This is a genomic window from Streptococcus sp. KHUD_011 (genome assembly GCF_046352925.1).
In the GTDB taxonomy this organism is placed as follows: domain Bacteria; phylum Bacillota; class Bacilli; order Lactobacillales; family Streptococcaceae; genus Streptococcus.
Map to the genome: position 1 here is coordinate 30615 of NZ_CP157578.1, position 21193 is coordinate 51807.

The following is a 21193-nucleotide window of genomic DNA, read 5'->3' on the forward strand; positions in this document are numbered from 1 at the left end:
TAGGAGAATCAAAATGGCAGAAATTACAGCTAAACTTGTAAAAGAGTTGCGTGAAAAATCTGGTGCCGGAGTTATGGACGCTAAAAAAGCGCTTGTAGAAACAGACGGTGACATCGAAAAAGCGATTGAATTGCTTCGTGAAAAAGGTATGGCTAAGGCAGCTAAGAAGGCTGACCGTGTTGCTGCAGAAGGTTTGACTGGTGTTTATGTTAACGGTAATGTTGCAGCAGTTATTGAAGTAAACGCTGAAACTGACTTCGTTGCGAAAAACGCTCAATTCGTTGAATTGGTAAATACTACAGCTAAAGTTATTGCTGAAGGAAAACCTGTTAATAATGAAGAAGCACTTGCTTTGACAATGCCTTCAGGTGAAACTCTTGAAGCTGCATACGTATCTGCAACAGCAACTATCGGAGAAAAAATCTCATTCCGTCGCTTCGCATTGATTGAAAAAACAGACGCACAACACTTTGGAGCTTACCAACATAACGGTGGACGTATAGGTGTTATTTCAGTTGTTGAAGGTGGAGACGAAGCACTTGCTAAACAATTGTCAATGCACATCGCAGCGATGAAACCAACAGTTCTTTCTTACAAAGAATTGGATGAGCAATTCGTTAAAGATGAGTTGGCGCAATTGAACCACGTAATCGACCAAGACAATGAAAGCCGTGCAATGGTTAACAAACCAGCTCTTCCACACTTGAAGTATGGATCAAAATCTCAATTGACTGATGAAGTGATTGCTCAAGCTGAAGCTGACATCAAAGCTGAGTTGGCTGCAGAAGGTAAACCAGAAAAAATCTGGGACAAAATCATCCCAGGTAAAATGGATCGCTTCATGCTTGACAACACTAAAGTTGACCAAGCTTACACACTTCTTGCACAAGTATACATCATGGATGACAGCAAGACAGTTGAAGCATACCTTGAATCAGTTAACGCTTCAGTAGTTGAGTTCGCTCGCTTTGAAGTTGGTGAAGGTATCGAGAAAGCTGCAAACGACTTTGAAGCTGAAGTTGCAGCTACAATGGCAGCAGCCTTGAATAACTAATAATAAAAAGGAAGCTAAATTGCTTCCTTTTTTCTATTATGTGACTATTAGTCCGTCTCGCTCCGTTAGGTGCGAGACAAAACAACCACCCGCTATGCGGGTGCGCGTCGAAGGTTATACCAAAAAAACTCCGAACGCGATACAATAAAGGTGTTCAAGCCAATTGTAAAGCGAAAGGAGAAAAATATGGCACAAAAGGCTCATAGTTTATCGCACACAAAGTGGCACTGTAAGTATCACATTGTGTTCACCCCTAAGTATAGACGAAAAGTTATCTATAATCAATATCGAAGTAGTTTAGGCGAAATATTTCATCGCTTGTGTAGTTATAAAGGAGTTGAAATTATCGAGGGTCACTTAATGCCAGACCATGTACACATGTTAGTAAGTATTCCACCAAGGATAAGTGTTTCGAGTTTCATGGGTTATTTAAAAGGAAAAAGTGCACTCATGATGTTTGACAAACACGCCAATCTCAAGTACAAGTTTGGGAATCGGCATTTCTGGGCGGAAGGTTACTATGTGAGTACAGTAGGGCTTAATGAAGCCACAATTAAGAAATATATTCAAGAACAGGAAAAGCATGATATAGCACTAGATAAATTAAGTGTAAAAGAATATGAGGATCCCTTTAGGGATAGTGGTAAGTAATACTAAAGCCTCTTTGAGAGGCAAGTGACGAGTCAAGAGCAATAAGGCTTGAACAAAGTGAAAGACAGCGTCTTTAGGCGCTGGCTGGTAATTTGGGCTTATAGCCCTGGGACAAACCACCCGTTTGACGGGTGGTCATGATTCAGTAGATTCTTATAGGGAGAGTTTTCTATTTTAAGGTATAAATAAAAAGCCCTATTATAAGGGCTGAGTGTATTTAGGAGACTACACTTCAAATTCATAGAGTGCTGTAGACAAATAACGTTCGCCGTTATCTGGTGCTAGAGCAAGGACTTTCTTACCTGTACCTAATTTCTTAGCAACTTCAATTGCTCCATAGATAGCTGCAGCTGAAGAAATACCAACAAGGAATCCTTCTTTTCCACCAATCTCACGGCCAAGTGCGAGAGCATCGTCTGATGTTACACGAACGATACCATCATAGGCGTTTGTATCCAGTGTATCAGGAATAAATCCAGCTGAGATACCTTGAATTTTGTGAGGGCCAGGCTTTTCACCAGATAGAATAGCAGATTCATCTGCTTCTACTGCATAAACTTGAATACCTGAATTTGCTGTTTTGAGTGCATGAGAAACACCAGAAATTGTTCCACCGGTACCAACTCCAGCAACAAAGGCATCTAATCCATCTTTACCGAAAGCAGCTAGTATCTCAGCTCCTGTTGTTCTTTCGTGTACTTCTGGATTAGCTGGATTGTCAAATTGAAGTGGGAGGAAACCATCACGTTCAGCAGCGATTTCTTGGGCCTTAGCAATAGCACCTTTCATTCCTTCGCTACCAGGAGTTAGGACGAGTTCAGCACCATAAGCTTGGATAATTTTACGTCGTTCTACACTCATCGTTTCAGGCATAACGATGACAACTTTATACCCTTTAGCAGCACCTACCCATGAAAGTCCAATACCAGTATTTCCACTTGTTGCTTCGACAATAGTAGAACCTGGTTTTAGAATACCGTCTTGTTCAGCTTTTTCAATCATGCTAAGGGCAATACGATCTTTTACAGATGAACCAGGGTTAAATGCTTCAAGCTTTACATAAACGTCTGCAGCACCTTCTGGCACGATGTTATTGAGTTTAACAATCGGTGTTTGTCCGATTAGTTCAGTAATGTTGTTATAAATAGCCATAATACACCTCTTTGTATAAGATATTTCTAGTATAACTCTATCTATACCATTTGTAAAATATAGAAATCCTATCGGAGCGATAGGATTTTTTTATATCATAGGTCTAAGCCATTAATTTTCAAGCGATTGTGATAAGCTAATTCTAGTAAATAGGTGTAAAGTGGAACGATATCTGTTTTCTTTTTGAATTGCTTCATTTTCTAGTAGGTCTGGGCAAGTATCTTTTTATGTTGCTAATTAAAGTAGCGGTGAAAATATCAGTGAAACACTGTATTATCTATTATTTACACTAGGTTTACAGGAACTTCAACTTCACGTAAACCTTGATCAGTTAAAGTAACTTTTCCATTAAAAAACTCCACCAGTGCAGCTTTAATAGTTTCTTTTTCTTCTTTATCAACATAAATCATCGTATCGACTTGATCTGTAAAGTTTGTCTCAAGTTCCATAACATCATGTTCCTTAAGAAAGTTACTGTACTCTTGGTACTGAGCGTAAGACATTTGAATAGCAATGCCAGCCTGTTCTTTTATTTCAATGATGCCAATTTCCTTGACAGCTAGAGCAACACTGCCTGCGTAAGCACGAATCAATCCTCCAGCGCCTAGCTTAATGCCACCAAAGTAGCGTGTCACTACCACACAGATATTAGTAAGATTGTGATTTTCTAGCACCCCAAGCATGGGAACGCCAGCAGTACCACTAGGCTCACCATCATCACTTGTCCGTTTAATTTCACTACGTTCCCCAATAATGAAGGCCGAGCAGTTGTGCGTAGCTTTGTAGTGTTCTTTTTTGATGGCAGTAATAAAGTCTCGAGCCTCTTCTTCGCTATAAACACGCTTGGCATGACAGATAAAGCGTGATTTTTTGATTTCTTCTTGGACTTGACCGTCCTCTTTAATTGTTCTAAATTCCATGATTTAATTGTACTAAAAAATTATCTAAAGCGCTAGGTTTTTACGAATAAAGAAGTATGAAAGTAAATCCAAATTATCTCGGTCGTTTGTTTACTGAGAATGAATTAACAGAAGAAGAATGTCAGTTGGCGGAGAAACTTCCAGCAATGAGAAAGGAGAAGGGGAAATTGTTCTGCCAACGTTGTAATAGTACTATTCTAGAAGAATGGTATTTGCCCATCGGTGCTTACTATTGTCGGGAGTGCTTAATTATGAAGCGAGTTAGAAGTGATCAAGCTTTATACTATTTTCCGCAGGAGGATTTTCCGAAGCAAGATGTTCTTAAATGGAGTGGTCAATTAACTCCTTTTCAAGAGAAGGTGTCAGAGGGACTGATTCGAGCAGTAGATAAGCAGGAGCCAACCTTGGTACATGCGGTGACAGGGGCTGGAAAGACAGAAATGATTTATCAAGTTGTGGCTAAGGTGATTAATAGGGGTGGTGCAGTGTGTTTGGCCAGTCCTCGCATAGATGTTTGTTTGGAGCTGTATAAGCGCCTGCAAAAGGATTTTGTTTGTGAGATAGCCCTCCTACATGGAGAATCAGAACCTTATTTTAGAACACCGCTAGTTGTTGCGACAACCCATCAGTTATTAAAATTTTATCAAGCTTTTGATTTACTGATAGTGGATGAAGTAGATGCCTTTCCTTATGTTGACAACCCCACGCTTTACCATGCTGTCAAGAATAGTGTAAAGAAGAATGGCTTGAGAATCTTTTTAACAGCAACTTCTACCGATGAGTTAGATAGGAAGGTTCGCATCGGAGAATTAAAACGATTGAGTTTGCCTAGACGGTTTCATGGAAATCCGTTGATTATTCCAAAGCCTGTCTGGTTATCGGATTTTAATCACTGTTTAGAGAAAAATCGGTTGTCACCAAAGTTAAAGTCTTATATTGAGAAGCAGAGACAGACAGGTTATCCGTTACTCATTTTTGCATCAGAAATTAAGAAAGGGGAACAGTTAAAAGAAATCTTACAAGAGCAATTTCCAAATGAGAAAATTGGCTTTGTATCTTCTGTAACAGAGGATCGATTAGAACAGGTACAAGGTTTTCGAGATGGAGAATTGACAATACTTATCAGTACGACGATATTGGAGCGTGGAGTCACCTTCCCTTGTGTTGACGTTTTCGTCGTAGAGGCCAATCATCGTCTGTTTACCAAGTCTAGCTTGATTCAGATTGGTGGACGAGTTGGTCGAAGCATGGATAGACCGACAGGAGATTTGCTTTTCTTCCATGACGGGCTAAATGCTTCAATCAAGAAGGCAATTAAGGAAATTCAGCAGATGAATAAGGAGGCGGGTCTATGAAGTGCTTGTTATGTGGGCAGACTATGAAGGCTGTTTTAACTTTTAGTAGCCTCTTGCTGTTGAGGAATGATGACTCCTATCTTTGTTCAGACTGTGATTCTACTTTTGAGAGGATTGGAGAAGAAAACTGCCCAAACTGTATGAAAACAGGTTTGTCAACAAAGTGTCAAGATTGTCAATTTTGGTGTAAAGAAGAAGTTGAAGTCAGTCATAGAGCGATTTTTACTTACAATCAAGCTATGAAGGATTTTTTCAGTCGGTATAAGTTTGATGGAGACTTCCTTTTAAGAAAAGTTTTTGCTTCAGTTTTAAGTGAGGAGTTAAAAAAGTACAAAGAGTATCAATTTGTTGTAATTCCCCTAAGTCCTGAAAGATTGCTCGAGAGGGGATTTAACCAGGTTGAAGGTTTAGTTGAAGCAGCAGAGTTCTCTTTGCAAGACTTACTAGAGAAGAGAGAAGAGCGGGCCAGTTCTTCCAAAAATCGTTCAGAACGCTTGGCAACAGAACTTCCTTTCTTTGTCAAAAGTGGAGTCACTATTCCTAAAAAAATCCTACTTATAGATGACATTTATACTACTGGAACAACTATAAATCGTGTGAAGAGATTGCTAGAAGAAGCTGGTGCTGAGGATGTAAAAACATTTTCCCTTGTAAGATGAGGAAAAAATTTGCAAAAATAAAATGAAAGCGTTATAATGAAATCAGAAAAACAAAAATGTTTAGAAAGAAGGTACTCATATGATTAAATATAGTATCCGTGGTGAAAACCTAGAAGTAACAGAAGCAATTCGTGATTATGTAGTTTCTAAACTCGAAAAGATCGAAAAGTATTTTCAAGCTGAACAAGAGTTGGATGCTCGAGTAAACTTGAAGGTGTATCGTGAAAAAACGGCTAAAGTGGAGGTGACGATTCCGCTTGGTTCAATTACTCTTCGTGCAGAAGATGTGTCTCAAGATATGTATGGTTCAATTGACCTTGTAACCGATAAAATTGAACGTCAGATTCGTAAAAATAAAACAAAAATCGAGCGTAAAAATAAAAACAAGGTAGCAACTAGTCAATTATTTACAGATGCTTTGGTGGAAGATACAAATGTTGTCCAATCTAGAGTTGTTCGTTCAAAACAAATTGATTTAAAACCAATGGATTTGGAAGAAGCTATTCTACAGATGGATTTGTTGGGACATGATTTCTTTATCTATGTGGATGTTGAAGATCAGACAACCAATGTGATTTATCGTCGTGAAGATGGCGAGATTGGCTTGTTAGAAGTTAAAGAATCTTAATTTCAATATGTGTAAAGGAAGGTTTACTAAATTGTAAACCTCCTTTTTCTTATAATTGATAGAATTACTGATTACACTTTTAAAAAGTCGCTTTTTGGTGGTTATTATGGTATAATGGGTGCCAAGAGGTTTGGAATGAAAAAATTTTATGTAAGTCCTATTTTCCCCTTAATATTAGGAATAGTGGCGTTCGGAGTGCTATCTGTGCAACTTGTTTTTGTAACGAATACACTGGTAACGCTATTTCTTTTGCTACTTATTTTGGGTTCATATATTTTACTATTCATCCATCAGAGAGACTACTACTCAAGGAGTGAAGTAGAACAAATCCAGTATGTAAACCACCAAGCTGAAGAAAGTTTGACAACCTTGTTAGAACAGATGCCTGTCGGAGTTATTAAATTAGACTTGTCGTCAGGTGAAGTTGAATGGTTTAATCCTTATGCTGAATTGATTTTGACTAATGAAGTGGGCGAAATTGATGTGGCATTAATTCAAACAATTATCAAGGCTTCTGTGGGGAATCCAGGTTCTTATGCCACCTTGGGTGAGACCCGCTATTCGGTTCATATGGACAAGGTGTCTGGAGTTCTTTACTTCTTTGATGTGTCTGGAGAATACGAAGCGACTGTTGAGTTAGTAACGAGTCGACCTGTGATTGGGATCGTTTCCGTTGACAACTATGATGATTTAGAAGATGAAACATCGGAGTCTGATATCAGTCATATCAATAGTTTTGTAGCCAATTTTGTTTCAGAATTTGCTGGGAAGCATGCCATGTTCTCCCGTCGAGTGAGTATGGACCGTTTCTATCTCTTTACGGACTACACGGTACTTGAGGGATTGATGAATGATAAATTTTCTGTTATCGATGCTTTCAGAGAAGAGTCAAAACAGAGACAGTTGCCTTTGACCTTAAGTATGGGCTTTTCTTATGGTGATGGAAATCATGATGAGATAGGTAAAGTTGCATTACTCAACTTGAACTTGGCTGAAGTGCGTGGTGGAGACCAGGTGGTTGTCAAGGAGAACGACGAAACGAAAAATCCAGTTTATTTTGGTGGTGGGTCTGCTGCGTCAATCAAGCGTACACGAACACGTACGCGCGCTATGATGACGGCTATTTCAGATAAAATTAGAAGTGTAGATCAGGTTTTTGTAGTTGGTCATAAAAACCTTGATATGGATGCTTTGGGTTCTGCTGTAGGTATGAAGTTATTTGCTAGTAATGTAACAGAAAATAGTTATGCTCTTTATGATGAAAATCAAATGTCACCAGATATTGAACGAGCTGTTGCATTCTTAGAAAAAGAAGGAGTTACGAAGTTGTTGTCTGTTAAGGATGCAATGGGGATGGTGACCAATCGTTCTTTGTTGATTCTTGTAGACCATTCAAAGACAGCTTTAACTTTATCAAAAGATTTTTATGATTTGTTTACCCAAACTATTGTTATTGACCACCATCGAAGGGATCAGGATTTCCCAGACAATGCAGTTATCACTTATATCGAAAGTGGTGCAAGCAGTGCCAGTGAGTTGGTAACGGAATTGATTCAGTTCCAGAATTCTAAGAAAAATCGTTTGAGTCGTATGCAAGCAAGTGTTTTAATGGCTGGTATGATGTTGGATACTAAAAATTTCACCTCACGAGTGACTAGTCGGACATTTGATGTTGCTAGCTATCTCAGAACGCGCGGAAGCGATAGTATTGCTATCCAGGAAATCGCTGCGACGGATTTTGAAGAATATCGTGAGGTCAATGAACTGATTTTACAGGGACGTAAATTAGGTTCAGATGTACTGATAGCAGAGGCTAAGGACTCGAAATGCTATGATACAGTTGTTATTAGTAAGGCAGCAGATGCCATGTTAGCTATGTCGGGCATTGAAGCGAGTTTTGTTCTTGCGAAGAATACACAAGGATTTATCTCTATCTCAGCTCGCAGTCGTAGTAAACTGAATGTACAACGGATCATGGAAGAGCTGGGAGGTGGAGGCCACTTTAATTTGGCAGCAGCTCAAATTAAGGATTTAACCTTGTCAGAAGCAGGTGAAAAACTGACAGAAATTGTATTAAATGAAATAAAGGAAAAGGAGAAAGAAGAATGAAAGTAATCTTTTTAGCAGATGTTAAAGGAAAAGGTAAAAAAGGTGAAATTAAGGAAGTACCAACAGGGTATGCACAAAACTTTCTTATCAAAAAGAATTTAGCAAAAGAAGCAACTGCTCAAGCTGTAGGTGAACTTCGTGGTAAACAAAAATCAGAAGAGAAAGCTCACGCTGAGATGATTGCAGAAGCAAAAGCAATTAAAGACCAACTAGAAGCAGAAGAAACGGTTGTAGAATTTGTTGAAAAAGTTGGTCCAGATGGTCGTACCTTTGGTTCCATTACCAATAAGAAAATTGCAGAAGAATTGCAAAAGCAATTTGGAATTAAGATTGATAAGCGTCATATTCAAGTACAAGCTCCGATTCGAGCAGTTGGTTTGATCGATGTACCAGTGAAAATCTATCAAGATATCACAGGTGTGATCAATCTTCGTGTGAAAGAAGGGTAAATTTACACTTTCTTGACAAGATTGTAAAAGGAAGGGAAGTCTGATGGCAGAAGTAGAAGAGTTACGAGTACAACCTCAAGATATCTTAGCTGAGCAATCCGTTTTAGGGGCTATCTTTATTGACGAGAGTAAGCTTGTTTTTGTGCGAGAATATATTGAGTCTCGGGACTTTTTTAAGTATGCCCATCGTTTGATTTTCCAAGCTATGGTCGATTTATCCGATCGTGGCGATGCTATAGATGCAACAACGGTTCGTACCATTCTTGATAATCAAGGTGATTTACAGAATATTGGTGGCTTGTCTTACCTGGTTGAGATTGTCAATTCTGTGCCAACTTCTGCTAATGCGGAGTATTATGCTAAGATTGTTGCAGAGAAGGCCATGCTACGTCGATTAATCTCCAAGTTGACAGAGTCTGTCAATCAAGCTTACGAGGCTTCGCAACCAGCTGATGAAATCATTGCTCAGGCAGAAAAAGGCCTGATTGATGTCAGCGAAAATGCTAATCGAAGTGGATTTAAGAACATTCGAGATGTGTTGAATATCAACTTTGGAAATCTGGAAACTCGCTCGCAACAAACGACCGATATTACAGGTATTGCGACAGGCTATCGTGACTTGGATCATATGACGACTGGACTTCATGAGGAGGAGTTGATTATCCTAGCAGCCCGTCCAGCGGTTGGTAAGACAGCCTTTGCATTGAATATTGCTCAGAATATTGGGACTAAGTTGGACAAAACGGTTGCTATTTTTTCACTCGAAATGGGTGCGGAAAGTCTAGTGGACCGTATGTTGGCGGCAGAAGGCTTGGTGGAATCGCATTCTATCCGTACGGGTCAATTGACTGATGAGGAGTGGCAAAAATATACCATTGCTCAAGGGAACCTAGCTAATGCAAGTATCTATATCGATGATACGCCAGGGATTCGGATTACAGAGATTCGTTCTCGTTCTCGTAAACTGGCTCAAGAAACTGGAAATCTTGGTTTGATTTTAATAGACTATTTGCAGCTTATCACGGGAACTGGTCGGGAAAATCGTCAACAAGAGGTTTCAGAAATTTCACGTCAGTTGAAAATTTTAGCTAAGGAACTGAAGGTTCCAGTAATCGCTCTAAGTCAGCTTTCTCGTGGTGTAGAACAACGCCAGGATAAGAGACCGGTCTTGTCTGATATTCGTGAATCTGGTTCTATTGAGCAGGACGCTGATATCGTAGCCTTTCTTTATCGCGACGACTACTATGAGCGTGGTGGTGAAGAAGAGGAAGGCATACCAAACAATAAGGTAGAAGTTATTATAGAGAAAAACCGTAGTGGAGCTCGTGGAACGGTGGAATTAATTTTCCAAAAAGAATACAATAAATTTTCAAGTATCTCAAAGAGGGAGGCATAAGATGTCAGATGCATTTACAGATGTAGCCAAGATGAAAAAAATAAAAGAAGAAATCAAGGCACATGAGGGACAAGTCGTAGAAATGACTTTGGAGAATGGTCGTAAGCGCCAAAAAAATAGATTGGGTAAGCTAATTGAGGTTTATCCATCCCTATTTATCGTTGAATTTGGGAACGTTGAAGGAGATAAACAAGCTAATGTTTACGTTGAATCCTTTACTTACTCAGATATCCTTACAGAAAAGAATTTGATTCATTATCTTGACTAAAGTGAGAAATTTTCTCACTTTTTCTTTTTTTCTCCGAATAGTTTAAGTGAAGGTAATCTTCGATTTATACTCTTCGAAAATCAAATTCAAACCACGTCAGCTTCGCCTTGCCATACTCAAGTATAGCCTGCGCCTAGCTTCCTAGTTTGATCTTTAATTTTCATTGAGTACTATATTATTTTCAAGGAGGAAGAATGAAAATTTCACCATTTACAGTAACAGAGACAGGGTTTTCTTTTAGAAAATCAGTTAAAAAGGTTGTTCCTTTTTTAGTAGTAGGATTGATGCTAGCAGCGGGTGATAGTGTCTATGCCTATTCTGGAGGGAATGGATCGATTGCGCGTGGGGATGATTATCCTGCTCATTATAAAAATGGGAGCCAGGAGATTGATAAGTGGCGCATGTATTCTCGTCAATGTACTTCTTTTGCAGCCTTTCGTTTGAGTAATGTGAATGGTTTTGAGATTCCGGCTGCTTATGGGAATGCGAATGAATGGGGCTATCGGGCTCGTCGTGAAGGCTATCGTGTCGATAATAGACCAGCGATTGGCTCCATTGCTTGGTCGACTGCAGGAACTTATGGTCATGTTGCCTGGGTGTCAAATGTAATAGGAGATGAGATTGAGATTGAAGAATACAACTATGGAATAAGAGAATCATACAACAAGCGTGTCGTGAAGGCGAATACTATGACTGGTTTTATTCATTTTAAAGATTTAGCTGGTGGCAGTGTTGGGAATAGTCAATCCTCAGTTTCAACAGGAGGAACACATTATTTTAAGACTAAGGCTGCTATCAAAAATCAGCCTCTAGCTAGCGCAACTACGATTGATTACTATTATCCTGGGGAAAATGTTCATTATGATCAAATTCTCGAAAAAGATGGGTACAAGTGGTTGAGTTATACGGCTTATAACGGAAGTCGTCGCTATATCCAGCTAGAGGGAGTAACCTCTTCACAAAATTATCAGAATCAATCAGGAAATAGCTCTAACTATGGATTAAATAACAGTTCAACTGTCGGTTGGAAGAAAATAAATGGTAGTTGGTATCATTTTAAATCAAATGGTTCTAAATCAACGGGATGGCTGAAAGATGGTTCTAGCTGGTATTATTTGAAATCATCTGGTGAAATGCAGACAGGATGGTTAAAGGAGAATGGCTCGTGGTATTATCTAGATAGTTCAGGAGCAATGAAAACAGGTTGGTATCAAGTCTCAGGTAAGTGGTATTATTCTTACTCTTCAGGCGCCTTAGCTGTGAATACGACGGTGGATGGATACAGAGTAAACAGTGATGGAGAACGAGTATAGAAAATGGGAGTAGGAAATTTTTCCTACTCTTTTCTGTAAGCAGTTTCCTTGACATTTTTTTTGTTTTGCGCTATCATATGTCCATATAATATATGGGAGTCTGTGTACAGTCTGAGAGGAAGTGTTAAACTTCGACCGCACCTGATCTGGGTAATGCCAGCGTAGGGAACGATACTTAGTCTATTCTTGACCTTTTCCATATATGGTAAAGGTTTTTCTTTTTGTAAAAAGGAAAACGAGAAGAGGAGGTTGTTATGAAAGCAAGCATTGCCTTGCAAGTTTTACCCTTATCACAGGGGATTGATCGGATTGCTGTTATCGATCAGGTCATTGCTTATCTGCAAACTCAAGAAGTGACCATGGTAGTGACACCATTTGAAACAGTCTTGGAAGGGGAGTTTGATGAGCTCATGCGCATTCTAAAAGAAGCGCTGAAAGTGGCAGGTCAGGAGGCAGATAATGTTTTTGCCAATGTCAAAATAAATGTAGGAGAGATTTTAAGTATTGATGAGAAACTTGAAAAGTATACTGAGACGACATATTAGTCTAATGGGCTTTCTCGGAGTCTTGTCAATCTGGCAGTTAGCAGGTTTTCTTAAACTTCTCCCCAAGTTTATCCTGCCGACCCCTCTTGAAATTCTCCAGGCCTTTGTTCGGGATAGAGAATTTCTCTGGCACCATAGCTGGGCCACCTTGAGAGTGGCTTTACTGGGGCTGGTTCTGGGAGTATTGATTGCCTGTCTCATGGCTGTGCTTATGGACAGTTTGACTTGGCTTAATGACCTGATTTACCCTATGATGGTGGTTGTTCAGACCATTCCGACTATTGCCATAGCCCCTATTCTGGTCTTGTGGCTAGGTTATGGGATTTTGCCCAAGATTGTCTTAATTATCCTGACGACAACCTTTCCTATCATCGTCAGCATTTTGGACGGTTTTAGGCATTGTGACAAGGATATGTTGACCTTGTTTAGTCTGATGCGGGCCAAACCTTGGCAAATTCTTTGGCATTTTAAAATTCCAGTCAGTCTGCCTTATTTTTATGCAGGTCTGAGGGTCAGTGTCTCCTACGCATTTATCACAACAGTGGTATCTGAGTGGTTGGGAGGCTTTGAGGGTCTTGGTGTTTATATGATTCAGTCCAAGAAACTGTTTCAGTATGATACCATGTTTGCTATTATTATTCTGGTATCGATTATCAGTCTTCTCGGTATGAAATTAGTCGATATTAGTGAAAAATATGTTATTAAATGGAAACGTTCATAAGAAAAAGGATGTTTCTGGAAAAGAAAAGAGGAAATTGAAATGAAGAAAACATGGAAAGTGTTTTTAACGCTTGTGACAGCTCTTGTAGCTGTTGTGCTTGTGGCCTGTGGTCAAGGAACTGCTTCTAAGGACAACAAAGAGGCAGAACTCAAGAAAATCGACTTTATCCTAGACTGGACACCAAATACCAACCACACAGGGCTTTATGTGGCTAAGGAAAAAGGCTACTTCAAGGAAGCTGGAGTGGATGTTGATTTGAAATTGCCACCAGAAGAAAGTTCTTCTGACTTGGTTATCAACGGAAAGGCACCATTTGCAGTGTATTTCCAAGACTACATGGCTAAAAAATTGGAAAAAGGAGCAGGAATTACTGCCGTCGCAGCTATCGTAGAGCACAATACATCAGGAATCATCTCTCGTAAATCTGACAATGTAGCTAGTCCAAAAGACTTGGTTGGTAAGAAATACGGGACATGGAATGACCCAACGGAACTTGCTATGTTGAAAACCTTGGTAGAATCACAAGGTGGAGACTTTGAGAAGGTAGAAAAAGTACCAAATAATGACTCAAACTCTATCACACCAATCGCTAATGGTGTCTTTGACACTGCTTGGATCTACTATGGATGGGATGGAATTCTTGCAAAATCTCAAGGTGTAGATGCTAACTTTATGTACTTGAAAGACTACGTTAAAGAATTTGACTACTACTCACCAGTTATCATCGCCAACAACGACTACCTCAAAGACAACAAAGAAGAAGCTCGCAAAGTTATCCAAGCCATCAAAAAAGGCTACCAATATGCTATGGAGCATCCAGAGGAAGCAGCTGATATCCTCATCAAAAATGCACCTGAACTAAAGGAAAAACGTGACTTTGTCATCGAATCTCAAAAATACTTGTCAAAAGAATACGCAAGCGACAAGGAAAAATGGGGGCAATTTGATGCAGCTCGTTGGAATGCCTTCTACAAATGGGATAAAGAAAATGGTATCCTTAAAGAAGACTTGACAGACAAAGGCTTTACCAACGAATTTGTGAAATAATGACAGAAATTAGACTAGAACACGTCAGTTATGCTTATGGTCAGGAGAAAATTTTAGAGGATATCAACCTGCAGGTAACTTCAGGTGAAGTGGTTTCCATCCTAGGCCCAAGTGGTGTTGGCAAGACTACGCTTTTCAACTTAATTGCGGGGATTTTAGAAGTTCAGTCAGGGAGAATTGTCCTTGATGGTGAAGAAAATCCCAAGGGACGCGTGAGTTATATGTTGCAAAAGGATCTGCTCTTGGAGCACAAGACGGTGCTTGGTAATATCATTCTGCCCCTCTTGATTCAAAAGGTGGATAAGGCAGAAGCTATTGCTCGCGCGGATGAAATTCTTGCGACCTTCCAGTTGACAGCTGTAAGAGATAAATACCCTCATGAACTCAGTGGTGGGATGCGCCAGCGTGTAGCCTTACTCCGGACCTACCTTTTCGGGCACAAGCTCTTTCTCTTGGACGAGGCCTTTAGCGCCTTGGATGAGATGACCAAGATGGAGCTCCACGCTTGGTACCTTGAGATTCACAAGCAGTTGCAGCTAACGACCCTGATCATCACGCATAGTATCGAGGAGGCTCTCAGTCTCAGCGATCGCATCTATATCTTGAAAAATCGCCCTGGGCAGATTGTTTCAGAAATTAAACTAGATTGGTCTGAAGATGAGGACAAGGAAGTCCAAAAGATTGCCTACAAACGTCAAATCTTGGCAGAATTAGGCTTAGATAAGTAGAAAAATAGGGAGTTGGTGAAGATTATCCTTTACCAGCGCCCTTTTTCTTTTAAAAATGAGAAAATTTCGGTATAATAGTCAAAGATAGTCAAGGTTTAAAGAGAGAGGTGGGTTTGTAATGAGATTTAAAAATACATCGGATCATATTGAGGCCTACATCAAGGCGATTTTAGATCAATCTGGAATTGTGGAGTTGCAACGGAGTCAGTTGGCAGATACTTTTCAGGTTGTTCCCAGTCAGATTAACTATGTGATCAAGACACGCTTTACGGAAAGTAGAGGCTACTTGGTTGAAAGTAAGCGTGGTGGCGGAGGCTACATTCGTATAGGACGGATTGAGTTTTCTAGTCATCATGAAATGCTCAAGGAGCTGCTTTACTCAATTGGTGAGCGGGTCAGTCAAGAAATTTATGAGGATATTCTACAGCTTTTGGTTGAGCAGGAATTGATGACCAAGCAAGAGATGAATTTGCTGGTAGCAGTAGCTTTGGATCGCGTTCTAGGAGAAGAAGCTCCAGTTGTTCGAGCAAACATGCTAAGACAGGTCATACAAGAGGTAGATAGAAAAGGGAAGTAAGATGAACTATTCAAAAGCATTGAATGAATGTATCGAAAGTGCCTACATGGTGGCTGGCCATTTTGGAGCTCGTTACCTAGAGTCTTGGCACTTGTTGATTGCCATGTCCAATCATAGTTATAGTGTGGCAGGGGCAACTTTAAATGATTATCCATATGAGATGGACCGTTTAGAAGAGGTGGCTTTGGAACTGACTGAAATGGACTATAGCCAGGATGAAACCTTTACGGAATTGCCGTTTTCTCATCGTTTGCAGGTTCTCTTTGATGAAGCAGAATATGTAGCGTCAGTGGTCCATGCTAAGGTGCTAGGGACAGAGCACCTCCTTTATGCGATTTTGCATGATGGCAATGCCTTGGCGACTCGTATCTTGGAAAGGGCTGGTTTTTCTTATGAAGACAAGAAAGATCAGGTCAAGATTGCTGCCCTACGTCGAAATCTAGAAGAACGTGCAGGCTGGACTCGTGAAGACCTCAAGGCTCTACGCCAACGCCATCGTACAGTAGCTGACAAGCAAAATTCTATGGCCAATATGATGGGCATGCCCCAGACTCCGAGCGGAGGTCTCGAGGACTATACGCATGATTTGACAGAGCAAGCGCGTTCTGGCAAGTTAGAACCAGTCATCGGTCGGGACAAGGAAATCTCGCGTATGATTCAAATATTGAGCCGGAAGACTAAGAACAATCCTGTCTTGGTTGGAGATGCGGGTGTCGGGAAAACAGCTCTGGCGCTTGGTCTTGCCCAGCGTATTGCTAGTGGGGATGTACCTGCGGAAATGGCTAAGATGCGCGTGTTAGAGCTTGATTTGATGAATGTCGTTGCAGGGACACGCTTCCGTGGTGACTTTGAAGAACGCATGAACAATATCATCAAGGATATTGAAGAAGATGGCCAAGTCATCCTCTTTATCGATGAACTTCACACTATCATGGGTTCTGGGAGTGGGATTGACTCAACTCTAGATGCGGCCAATATCTTGAAGCCAGCCTTGGCGCGTGGAACTTTGAGAACGGTTGGTGCGACTACTCAGGAAGAATACCAAAAACATATCGAAAAAGATGCAGCCCTTTCTCGTCGTTTCGCCAAAGTGACGATTGAAGAGCCAAGTGTGGCAGACAGCATGACCATTTTGCAAGGCTTGAAAGCGACCTATGAGAAGCATCACCGTGTGCAAATCACAGATGAAGCGGTTGAAACAGCCGTCAAGATGGCTCATCGTTACCTGACCAGTCGCCATTTGCCAGACTCTGCTATTGATCTCTTGGATGAAGCAGCAGCAACAGTGCAAAATAAGGCTAAGCATGTAAAAGCAGACGATTCTGGTTTGAGTCCAGCTGACAAGGCCTTGATGGATGGTAAGTGGAAACAGGCAGCTCAGCTAATCGAAAAAGAAGAGGAAGTGCCTGTTTATAAAGACTTGGTGATAGAGTCTGATATTTTGACCACCTTGAGTCGCTTGTCAGGTATCCCCGTTCAAAAACTGACTCAGACTGATGCTAAGAAATACCTGAATCTGGAAGCTGAATTGCATAAACGTGTCATAGGGCAAGATCAGGCTGTCTCTAGTATTAGCCGTGCGATTCGCCGCAATCAGTCAGGGATTCGCAGTCACAAGCGTCCGATTGGCTCCTTTATGTTCTTAGGGCCTACAGGCGTCGGAAAAACTGAATTAGCCAAGGCTCTGGCAGAAGTTCTTTTTGACGACGAATCAGCTCTTATCCGCTTTGATATGAGTGAGTATATGGAGAAATTTGCAGCCAGTCGTCTCAACGGAGCTCCTCCAGGCTATGTGGGGTATGAAGAAGGTGGGGAGTTAACTGAGAAGGTTCGCAACAAACCATACTCCGTTCTCCTCTTTGACGAGGTAGAGAAGGCCCACCCAGATATCTTTAATGTTCTCTTGCAGGTTCTGGATGACGGTGTCTTGACCGATAGCAAGGGCCGCAAGGTCGACTTTTCAAATACCATTATCATCATGACGTCAAACCTTGGTGCGACAGCCCTTCGGGATGACAAGACAGTCGGCTTTGGAGCTAAGGATATCCGTTTTGACCAGGAAAATATGGAAAAACGTATGTTTGAAGAGCTGAAAAAGGCTTACAGACCGGAGTTTATTAACCGTATTGATGAAAAGGTGGTCTTCCATAGTCTATCTAGCGACCATATGCAGGAAGTGGTGAAGATTATGGTCAAACCTTTAGTGGCAAGTTTGGCTGAAAAAGGCATTGACTTGAAATTACAAGCTTCCGCACTGAAATTGTTGGCAAATCAAGGATATGACCCAGAGATGGGAGCTCGTCCACTTCGCAGAACCCTGCAAACAGAAGTGGAAGACAAGTTGGCAGAACTTCTTCTCAAGGGAGAATTAGAGGCAGGCAGCACACTTAAAATTGGTGTTAAAGCAGGCCAGTTAAAATTTGATATTGCATAAAAATGGAGAATCAGGAGTAATCTTGATTCTTTTTTCGCAATGTTTTTATAAAAAATGATAAAAAACTATTGACAAAACAAAAATATAGTTTATAATAAAAACATAGATAATGAAAATATCAAAAAATATAAAAAGGCAATAGGTTTATGAAAAAGAAAACAGCAGTGGTATTTGGAACCTTTGCTCCGCTTCATCAAGGTCATATCGATCTGATCCAGCGAGCGAAGCGACAGTGTGACCGGGTCTGGGTTGTCGTTTCAGGCTATGAGGGAGATAGAGGGGAGCAGGTAGGCTTAACGCTTCAAAAAAGATTTCGCTATATCCGAGAGGCCTTTGGTGATGACGAGTTGACCTTGGTTTGTTAGATGAAACCAATCTTCCTCGTTACCCTATGGGCTGGCAGGAGTGGTTGGAGCAAATGTTAGAGGATATTTTCTATGATGAAACCCAGCAAGAACTAATCTTCTTTGTGGGAGAGGCAGACTACCAGCAAGAATTATCAAATCGTGGCTTTGAGACTGTCTTGCAAGAAAGAAAGTTTGGTATCTCAGCTACTATGATTCGAGAAAATCCAAGCAAGTATTGGAAATATATCGCTCAACCTTTCCGTCGTCAGTTTACAAAGAAAGTGTTGATTATGGGAAGTGCTAGCAATGGGAAGACCACTCTGGCCAAGGATTTGGCTAGGTATTACGATGCACCAGTTAGTTTGGAATACGCACGTGAGTACCAGATCAAAAACAATGTCCGCGACGATGAATTGACTCCAAAGGATTACTACTATCTCCTTTTAGGGCAGTATGACCAGACCTCTAAGTTAATCGATAGCAATGCCAATCGAGGTCTAGTGATAGCCGATACCAACTCCTTAGTAACCAAGGGCTACTATGATTATTACATGGAGACTGAGGACCAAGGGGATTTATCAGGAGAGACTTTTGATAATCTCTTTGCCTCAATCTTAGCTAAGGAAAAATGGGACTTGATTCTCTTTGTGCAGCCTGTCGGCTCCTATGTCAATGACGGATTTAGAGATATGACTATGGCAGAAGACCATATTCGCCATAGTTTTTCCCAGCATTTGGACCAGATGAGGGAGCGCTACTTAGCAAACATTCCACTAGTTTATCTAGCTGAGGATTATCTAGGAAATTATGAAGCAGCAAAAGTGGCTATTGATGCCATTTACCAAACAGATTAGGAGACAATTATGAAAAAACTAACTGAAAAAATCACACAATTTATCGAAAACTTTAAAAATGTCCATGCAGAAGCCCGCAAGATCGGTTTTGCAGGAATCATGAACCTGCTCTGGAAAGATCTCTTTGTCGGCCGTAGCCTCTTCCAGTGGTTGTATCTCATCGTCCTGTCAAGTGTTCCCTTGATCTTGGAATTCACGCAAAATACAGAAAGTCATGACTGGATGAGCTTGTTTGCATCTTGGACTGGGATTGTCTGTGTTATCTTGGTAGCAGAAGGGCGTGCAAGCAATTATCTCTTTGGGGCCATTAACTCTGCTATCTATTTGATTTTGGCCATGAATGCGACTTTTTATGGCGAAGTCTTGACGACCGTTTACTTCTTTGTCATGCAGCCGATTGGCCTCTATGCTTGGCTGTCCAACCGTATTAATGACCAAGGAAAAGCAGAAGAATCTCATTTTGAAGCTAAGAAATTATCTATTTTTGACTGGCTCAAGTACTTGGTCTTGACTGCTATCATCTGGATTGGTATGGGCTTAGCTTACCAAAGTATCCATAGTGCTCGCCCTTTCCGTGATAGTGTTACCGATGCGACTAATGGTGTAGGTCAGCTCTTGATGACACGTCTCTACCGTGAGCAATGGATTTTCTGGATTGCAACCAATCTTTTTAGTATCTACCTCTGGTGGGGTGAAAATATCCATATCCAAGGGATGTACTGGGTTTACACACTCAATAGTCTAGTAGGTTGGTACCAATGGACCAAGGCAGTTCGTAAGGAGGCATAAAATGGCGGACACGATGATTCCAGCAGGGATGACGGAAAAAGAATTTTTTGAAGTTCATGCAAGTCAGGAAGAGTTTTTAGACTGGTACTACAAGCAGGAACTCCCTCAATACGAAAAACCAAGTGTGACGGTGGATATGGTAGCCTACTGCTTTGTCGAAGGAAAGATCAAGCTCTTATTAATTCGTCGCAAGGCTCACCCTTATCAAAATTGTTTGGCTCTGGTTGGAGGATTTATGGACAAGGGCGAAGATGCTGCGCATGCCTGTCAGCGTGAGGTGAGAGAAGAAGTCAATCTCGATCTTCCTTTGGAAAAAATCGAGCAATTGATGACCGTATCGACTCCCGGCCGTGACCCACGGGGCTGGACAGTGACCATTGCCCACTTGGTTTATTTGCCTAGTCGTGCATTAGAACTTGTTCAAGCAGGAGACGATGCCAAGGATGTGGTTTTTGTAGATGTCGATTTTCAGACAGGCAAGTGCTTCTCAAAGGGAGTAGAGTTGGAGGATCAAGCCTTCGCTTTTGACCATTATGCCATTATCCAAGAATCCATCAAACGAATCCAAGGCCGTCTAGACTGGAACCCAACCTTCCTCTATCTGCTAGAGGAGGAGTTCACTGTCTACGAAGGGACTGAACTGGTCAATCTCATCAACCCCGGTCGTCCAATCGTCAGCAATAACTTTCTCGTAAAATATGGCGAGTACGTAGAAGAGGTCGGGCTCAAACGAGTACCTAAAAAGAAACCAAGAAAAACCTATCGACTGAAATAAAAAACGAGGTCGGGACAAAGTTCCCGACCTCTTTATGTACCATCATGAAATGGTTTTGCTGTTGCGACTGTTTTTAGGGATGGCTATCTTTCTTAGAATTACTCAACAGGTGAGTAAAGAAGTCCTTGTATCGATACTTGAGATAGTTCTCATGTAAAAATAACAAAGCGATATAAACAATCAAAAAGATTGTAGTCAGATAAAACACATCAAATGCAGTTCGCGCATAGTAAGCGGCTGATTGATAAGAGCCAATTGCTCCCAAAATCAACCAAGGAAGATACTTATAATGCTTATTTAGCATAAGAGTGCACCTCCTATATTCTATTTCAATGTTATTATATTTCTTCGTTTAACGTAATGCAAGCGATTACACAAAAACAAATTTAAATTTTTAACAGGAAAATCTCCTGTTTTTCTGT

At 40.8% G+C, this 21193-nt stretch carries 21 protein-coding genes, 2 pseudogenes and 1 riboswitch; of the genes and pseudogenes, 19 read left to right on the forward strand and 4 right to left on the reverse strand.

Annotation, left to right across the window (positions count from 1 at the left end; all coding sequences use genetic code 11):
• Window positions 1-13 precede the first annotated feature (13 nt).
• A complete protein-coding gene (tsf, locus tag ABKJ27_RS00185) occupies window positions 14-1054 on the forward strand; it encodes a translation elongation factor Ts (RefSeq protein ID WP_000808076.1) in 1041 nt (346 codons plus the stop codon).
• Between the two features lie 186 nt (window positions 1055-1240).
• The gene (gene tnpA, locus ABKJ27_RS00190) at window positions 1241-1705 is read left to right on the forward strand and encodes an IS200/IS605 family transposase (RefSeq protein ID WP_000057429.1); all 465 of its coding nucleotides are present in this window, start codon (window positions 1241-1243) and stop codon (window positions 1703-1705) included.
• Between the two features lie 225 nt (window positions 1706-1930).
• On the opposite strand, the gene cysK is transcribed toward tnpA, so the two are convergent.
• The 3 genes and pseudogenes from cysK to ABKJ27_RS00205 all read right to left on the reverse strand — a co-directional run bounded on the left by cysK (window position 1931) and on the right by ABKJ27_RS00205 (window position 3777).
• The gene (cysK, locus tag ABKJ27_RS00195; RefSeq protein ID WP_410011780.1) at window positions 1931-2857 is read right to left on the reverse strand and encodes a cysteine synthase A; all 927 of its coding nucleotides are present in this window, start codon (window positions 2855-2857) and stop codon (window positions 1931-1933) included.
• A 95-nt stretch (window positions 2858-2952) separates the two neighbouring features.
• Window positions 2953-3048: pseudogene (locus ABKJ27_RS00200) on the reverse strand (PH domain-containing protein); the annotation flags it as partial.
• A gap of 93 nt (window positions 3049-3141) precedes the next feature.
• The gene (locus ABKJ27_RS00205; RefSeq protein WP_410011781.1) at window positions 3142-3777 is read right to left on the reverse strand and encodes a YigZ family protein; all 636 of its coding nucleotides are present in this window, start codon (window positions 3775-3777) and stop codon (window positions 3142-3144) included.
• Between the two features lie 56 nt (window positions 3778-3833).
• Here ABKJ27_RS00205 and ABKJ27_RS00210 point away from each other — a divergent pair, with 56 nt between their 5' ends.
• The 17 genes and pseudogenes from ABKJ27_RS00210 to ABKJ27_RS00290 all read left to right on the forward strand — a co-directional run bounded on the left by ABKJ27_RS00210 (window position 3834) and on the right by ABKJ27_RS00290 (window position 20771).
• Entirely contained in the window at window positions 3834-5132 is a 1299-nt protein-coding gene (locus tag ABKJ27_RS00210) for a DEAD/DEAH box helicase (protein WP_410011782.1), read from the forward strand.
• Window positions 5129-5791 carry a ComF family protein gene (locus ABKJ27_RS00215; protein ID WP_410011783.1) on the forward strand — a complete coding sequence of 221 codons (663 nt, stop codon included), beginning with the start codon at window positions 5129-5131 and terminating at the stop codon, window positions 5789-5791. The genes ABKJ27_RS00210 and ABKJ27_RS00215 overlap by 4 nt, the downstream gene beginning before the upstream one ends.
• A 79-nt stretch (window positions 5792-5870) precedes the next feature.
• The gene (gene hpf / locus ABKJ27_RS00220; RefSeq protein WP_004255322.1) at window positions 5871-6419 is read left to right on the forward strand and encodes a ribosome hibernation-promoting factor, HPF/YfiA family; all 549 of its coding nucleotides are present in this window, start codon (window positions 5871-5873) and stop codon (window positions 6417-6419) included.
• Between the two features lie 135 nt (window positions 6420-6554).
• A complete protein-coding gene (locus ABKJ27_RS00225) occupies window positions 6555-8528 on the forward strand; it encodes a DHH family phosphoesterase (protein ID WP_004255323.1) in 1974 nt (657 codons plus the stop codon).
• Window positions 8525-8977 carry a 50S ribosomal protein L9 gene (gene rplI / locus ABKJ27_RS00230; protein ID WP_004255324.1) on the forward strand — a complete coding sequence of 151 codons (453 nt, stop codon included), beginning with the start codon at window positions 8525-8527 and terminating at the stop codon, window positions 8975-8977. The genes ABKJ27_RS00225 and rplI overlap by 4 nt, the downstream gene beginning before the upstream one ends.
• Window positions 8978-9020: 43 nt before the next feature.
• Entirely contained in the window at window positions 9021-10373 is a 1353-nt protein-coding gene (gene dnaB, locus ABKJ27_RS00235) for a replicative DNA helicase (RefSeq protein WP_004255325.1), read from the forward strand.
• A 1-nt stretch (window position 10374) separates the two neighbouring features.
• Window positions 10375-10641 (forward strand): Veg family protein, encoded by a 267-nt coding sequence (locus ABKJ27_RS00240; protein ID WP_001278169.1) that lies wholly within the window; start codon window positions 10375-10377, stop codon window positions 10639-10641.
• A gap of 194 nt (window positions 10642-10835) precedes the next feature.
• The gene (cbpD, locus tag ABKJ27_RS00245; protein WP_410011784.1) at window positions 10836-11954 is read left to right on the forward strand and encodes a choline binding-anchored murein hydrolase CbpD; all 1119 of its coding nucleotides are present in this window, start codon (window positions 10836-10838) and stop codon (window positions 11952-11954) included.
• An 82-nt stretch (window positions 11955-12036) separates the two neighbouring features.
• Window positions 12037-12139: riboswitch (TPP riboswitch) on the forward strand.
• A gap of 69 nt (window positions 12140-12208) precedes the next feature.
• Window positions 12209-12499: a thiamine-binding protein gene (locus tag ABKJ27_RS00250; RefSeq protein ID WP_410011785.1), complete on the forward strand. Its 291-nt coding sequence runs from the start codon at window positions 12209-12211 to the stop codon at window positions 12497-12499.
• On the forward strand, window positions 12462-13220 hold the full coding sequence (locus ABKJ27_RS00255; protein WP_410011786.1) for an ABC transporter permease: 759 nt from the start codon (window positions 12462-12464) through the stop codon (window positions 13218-13220). Before ABKJ27_RS00250 ends, ABKJ27_RS00255 begins: the two co-directional genes overlap by 38 nt.
• A 39-nt stretch (window positions 13221-13259) precedes the next feature.
• Window positions 13260-14267 (forward strand): ABC transporter substrate-binding protein, encoded by a 1008-nt coding sequence (locus ABKJ27_RS00260; protein ID WP_049501969.1) that lies wholly within the window; start codon window positions 13260-13262, stop codon window positions 14265-14267.
• Window positions 14267-14995, forward strand: coding sequence for an ABC transporter ATP-binding protein (locus ABKJ27_RS00265; protein ID WP_410011787.1), 729 nt, complete (start codon window positions 14267-14269; stop codon window positions 14993-14995). The genes ABKJ27_RS00260 and ABKJ27_RS00265 overlap by 1 nt, the downstream gene beginning before the upstream one ends.
• Before the next feature lie 118 nt (window positions 14996-15113).
• Window positions 15114-15572: a CtsR family transcriptional regulator gene (locus ABKJ27_RS00270; protein ID WP_033687596.1), complete on the forward strand. Its 459-nt coding sequence runs from the start codon at window positions 15114-15116 to the stop codon at window positions 15570-15572.
• Window position 15573: 1 nt separating this feature from the next.
• Window positions 15574-18006, forward strand: a complete 2433-nt coding sequence (locus ABKJ27_RS00275; protein WP_293959280.1) for an ATP-dependent Clp protease ATP-binding subunit — start codon at window positions 15574-15576, stop codon at window positions 18004-18006.
• A gap of 146 nt (window positions 18007-18152) precedes the next feature.
• Window positions 18153-19207: pseudogene (locus ABKJ27_RS00280) on the forward strand (AAA family ATPase).
• Between the two features lie 9 nt (window positions 19208-19216).
• Window positions 19217-19996, forward strand: a complete 780-nt coding sequence (gene pnuC / locus ABKJ27_RS00285; protein ID WP_033687592.1) for a nicotinamide riboside transporter PnuC — start codon at window positions 19217-19219, stop codon at window positions 19994-19996.
• 1 nt (window position 19997) lies between these two features.
• Window positions 19998-20771, forward strand: coding sequence for an NUDIX domain-containing protein (locus tag ABKJ27_RS00290; RefSeq protein WP_033687591.1), 774 nt, complete (start codon window positions 19998-20000; stop codon window positions 20769-20771).
• 73 nt (window positions 20772-20844) lie between these two features.
• Here the strand turns inward: ABKJ27_RS00290 and ABKJ27_RS00295 are convergent, their stop codons facing one another.
• Window positions 20845-21075 carry a hypothetical protein gene (locus tag ABKJ27_RS00295; RefSeq protein ID WP_033687589.1) on the reverse strand — a complete coding sequence of 77 codons (231 nt, stop codon included), beginning with the start codon at window positions 21073-21075 and terminating at the stop codon, window positions 20845-20847.
• Between the last annotated feature and the right edge of the window lie 118 nt (window positions 21076-21193).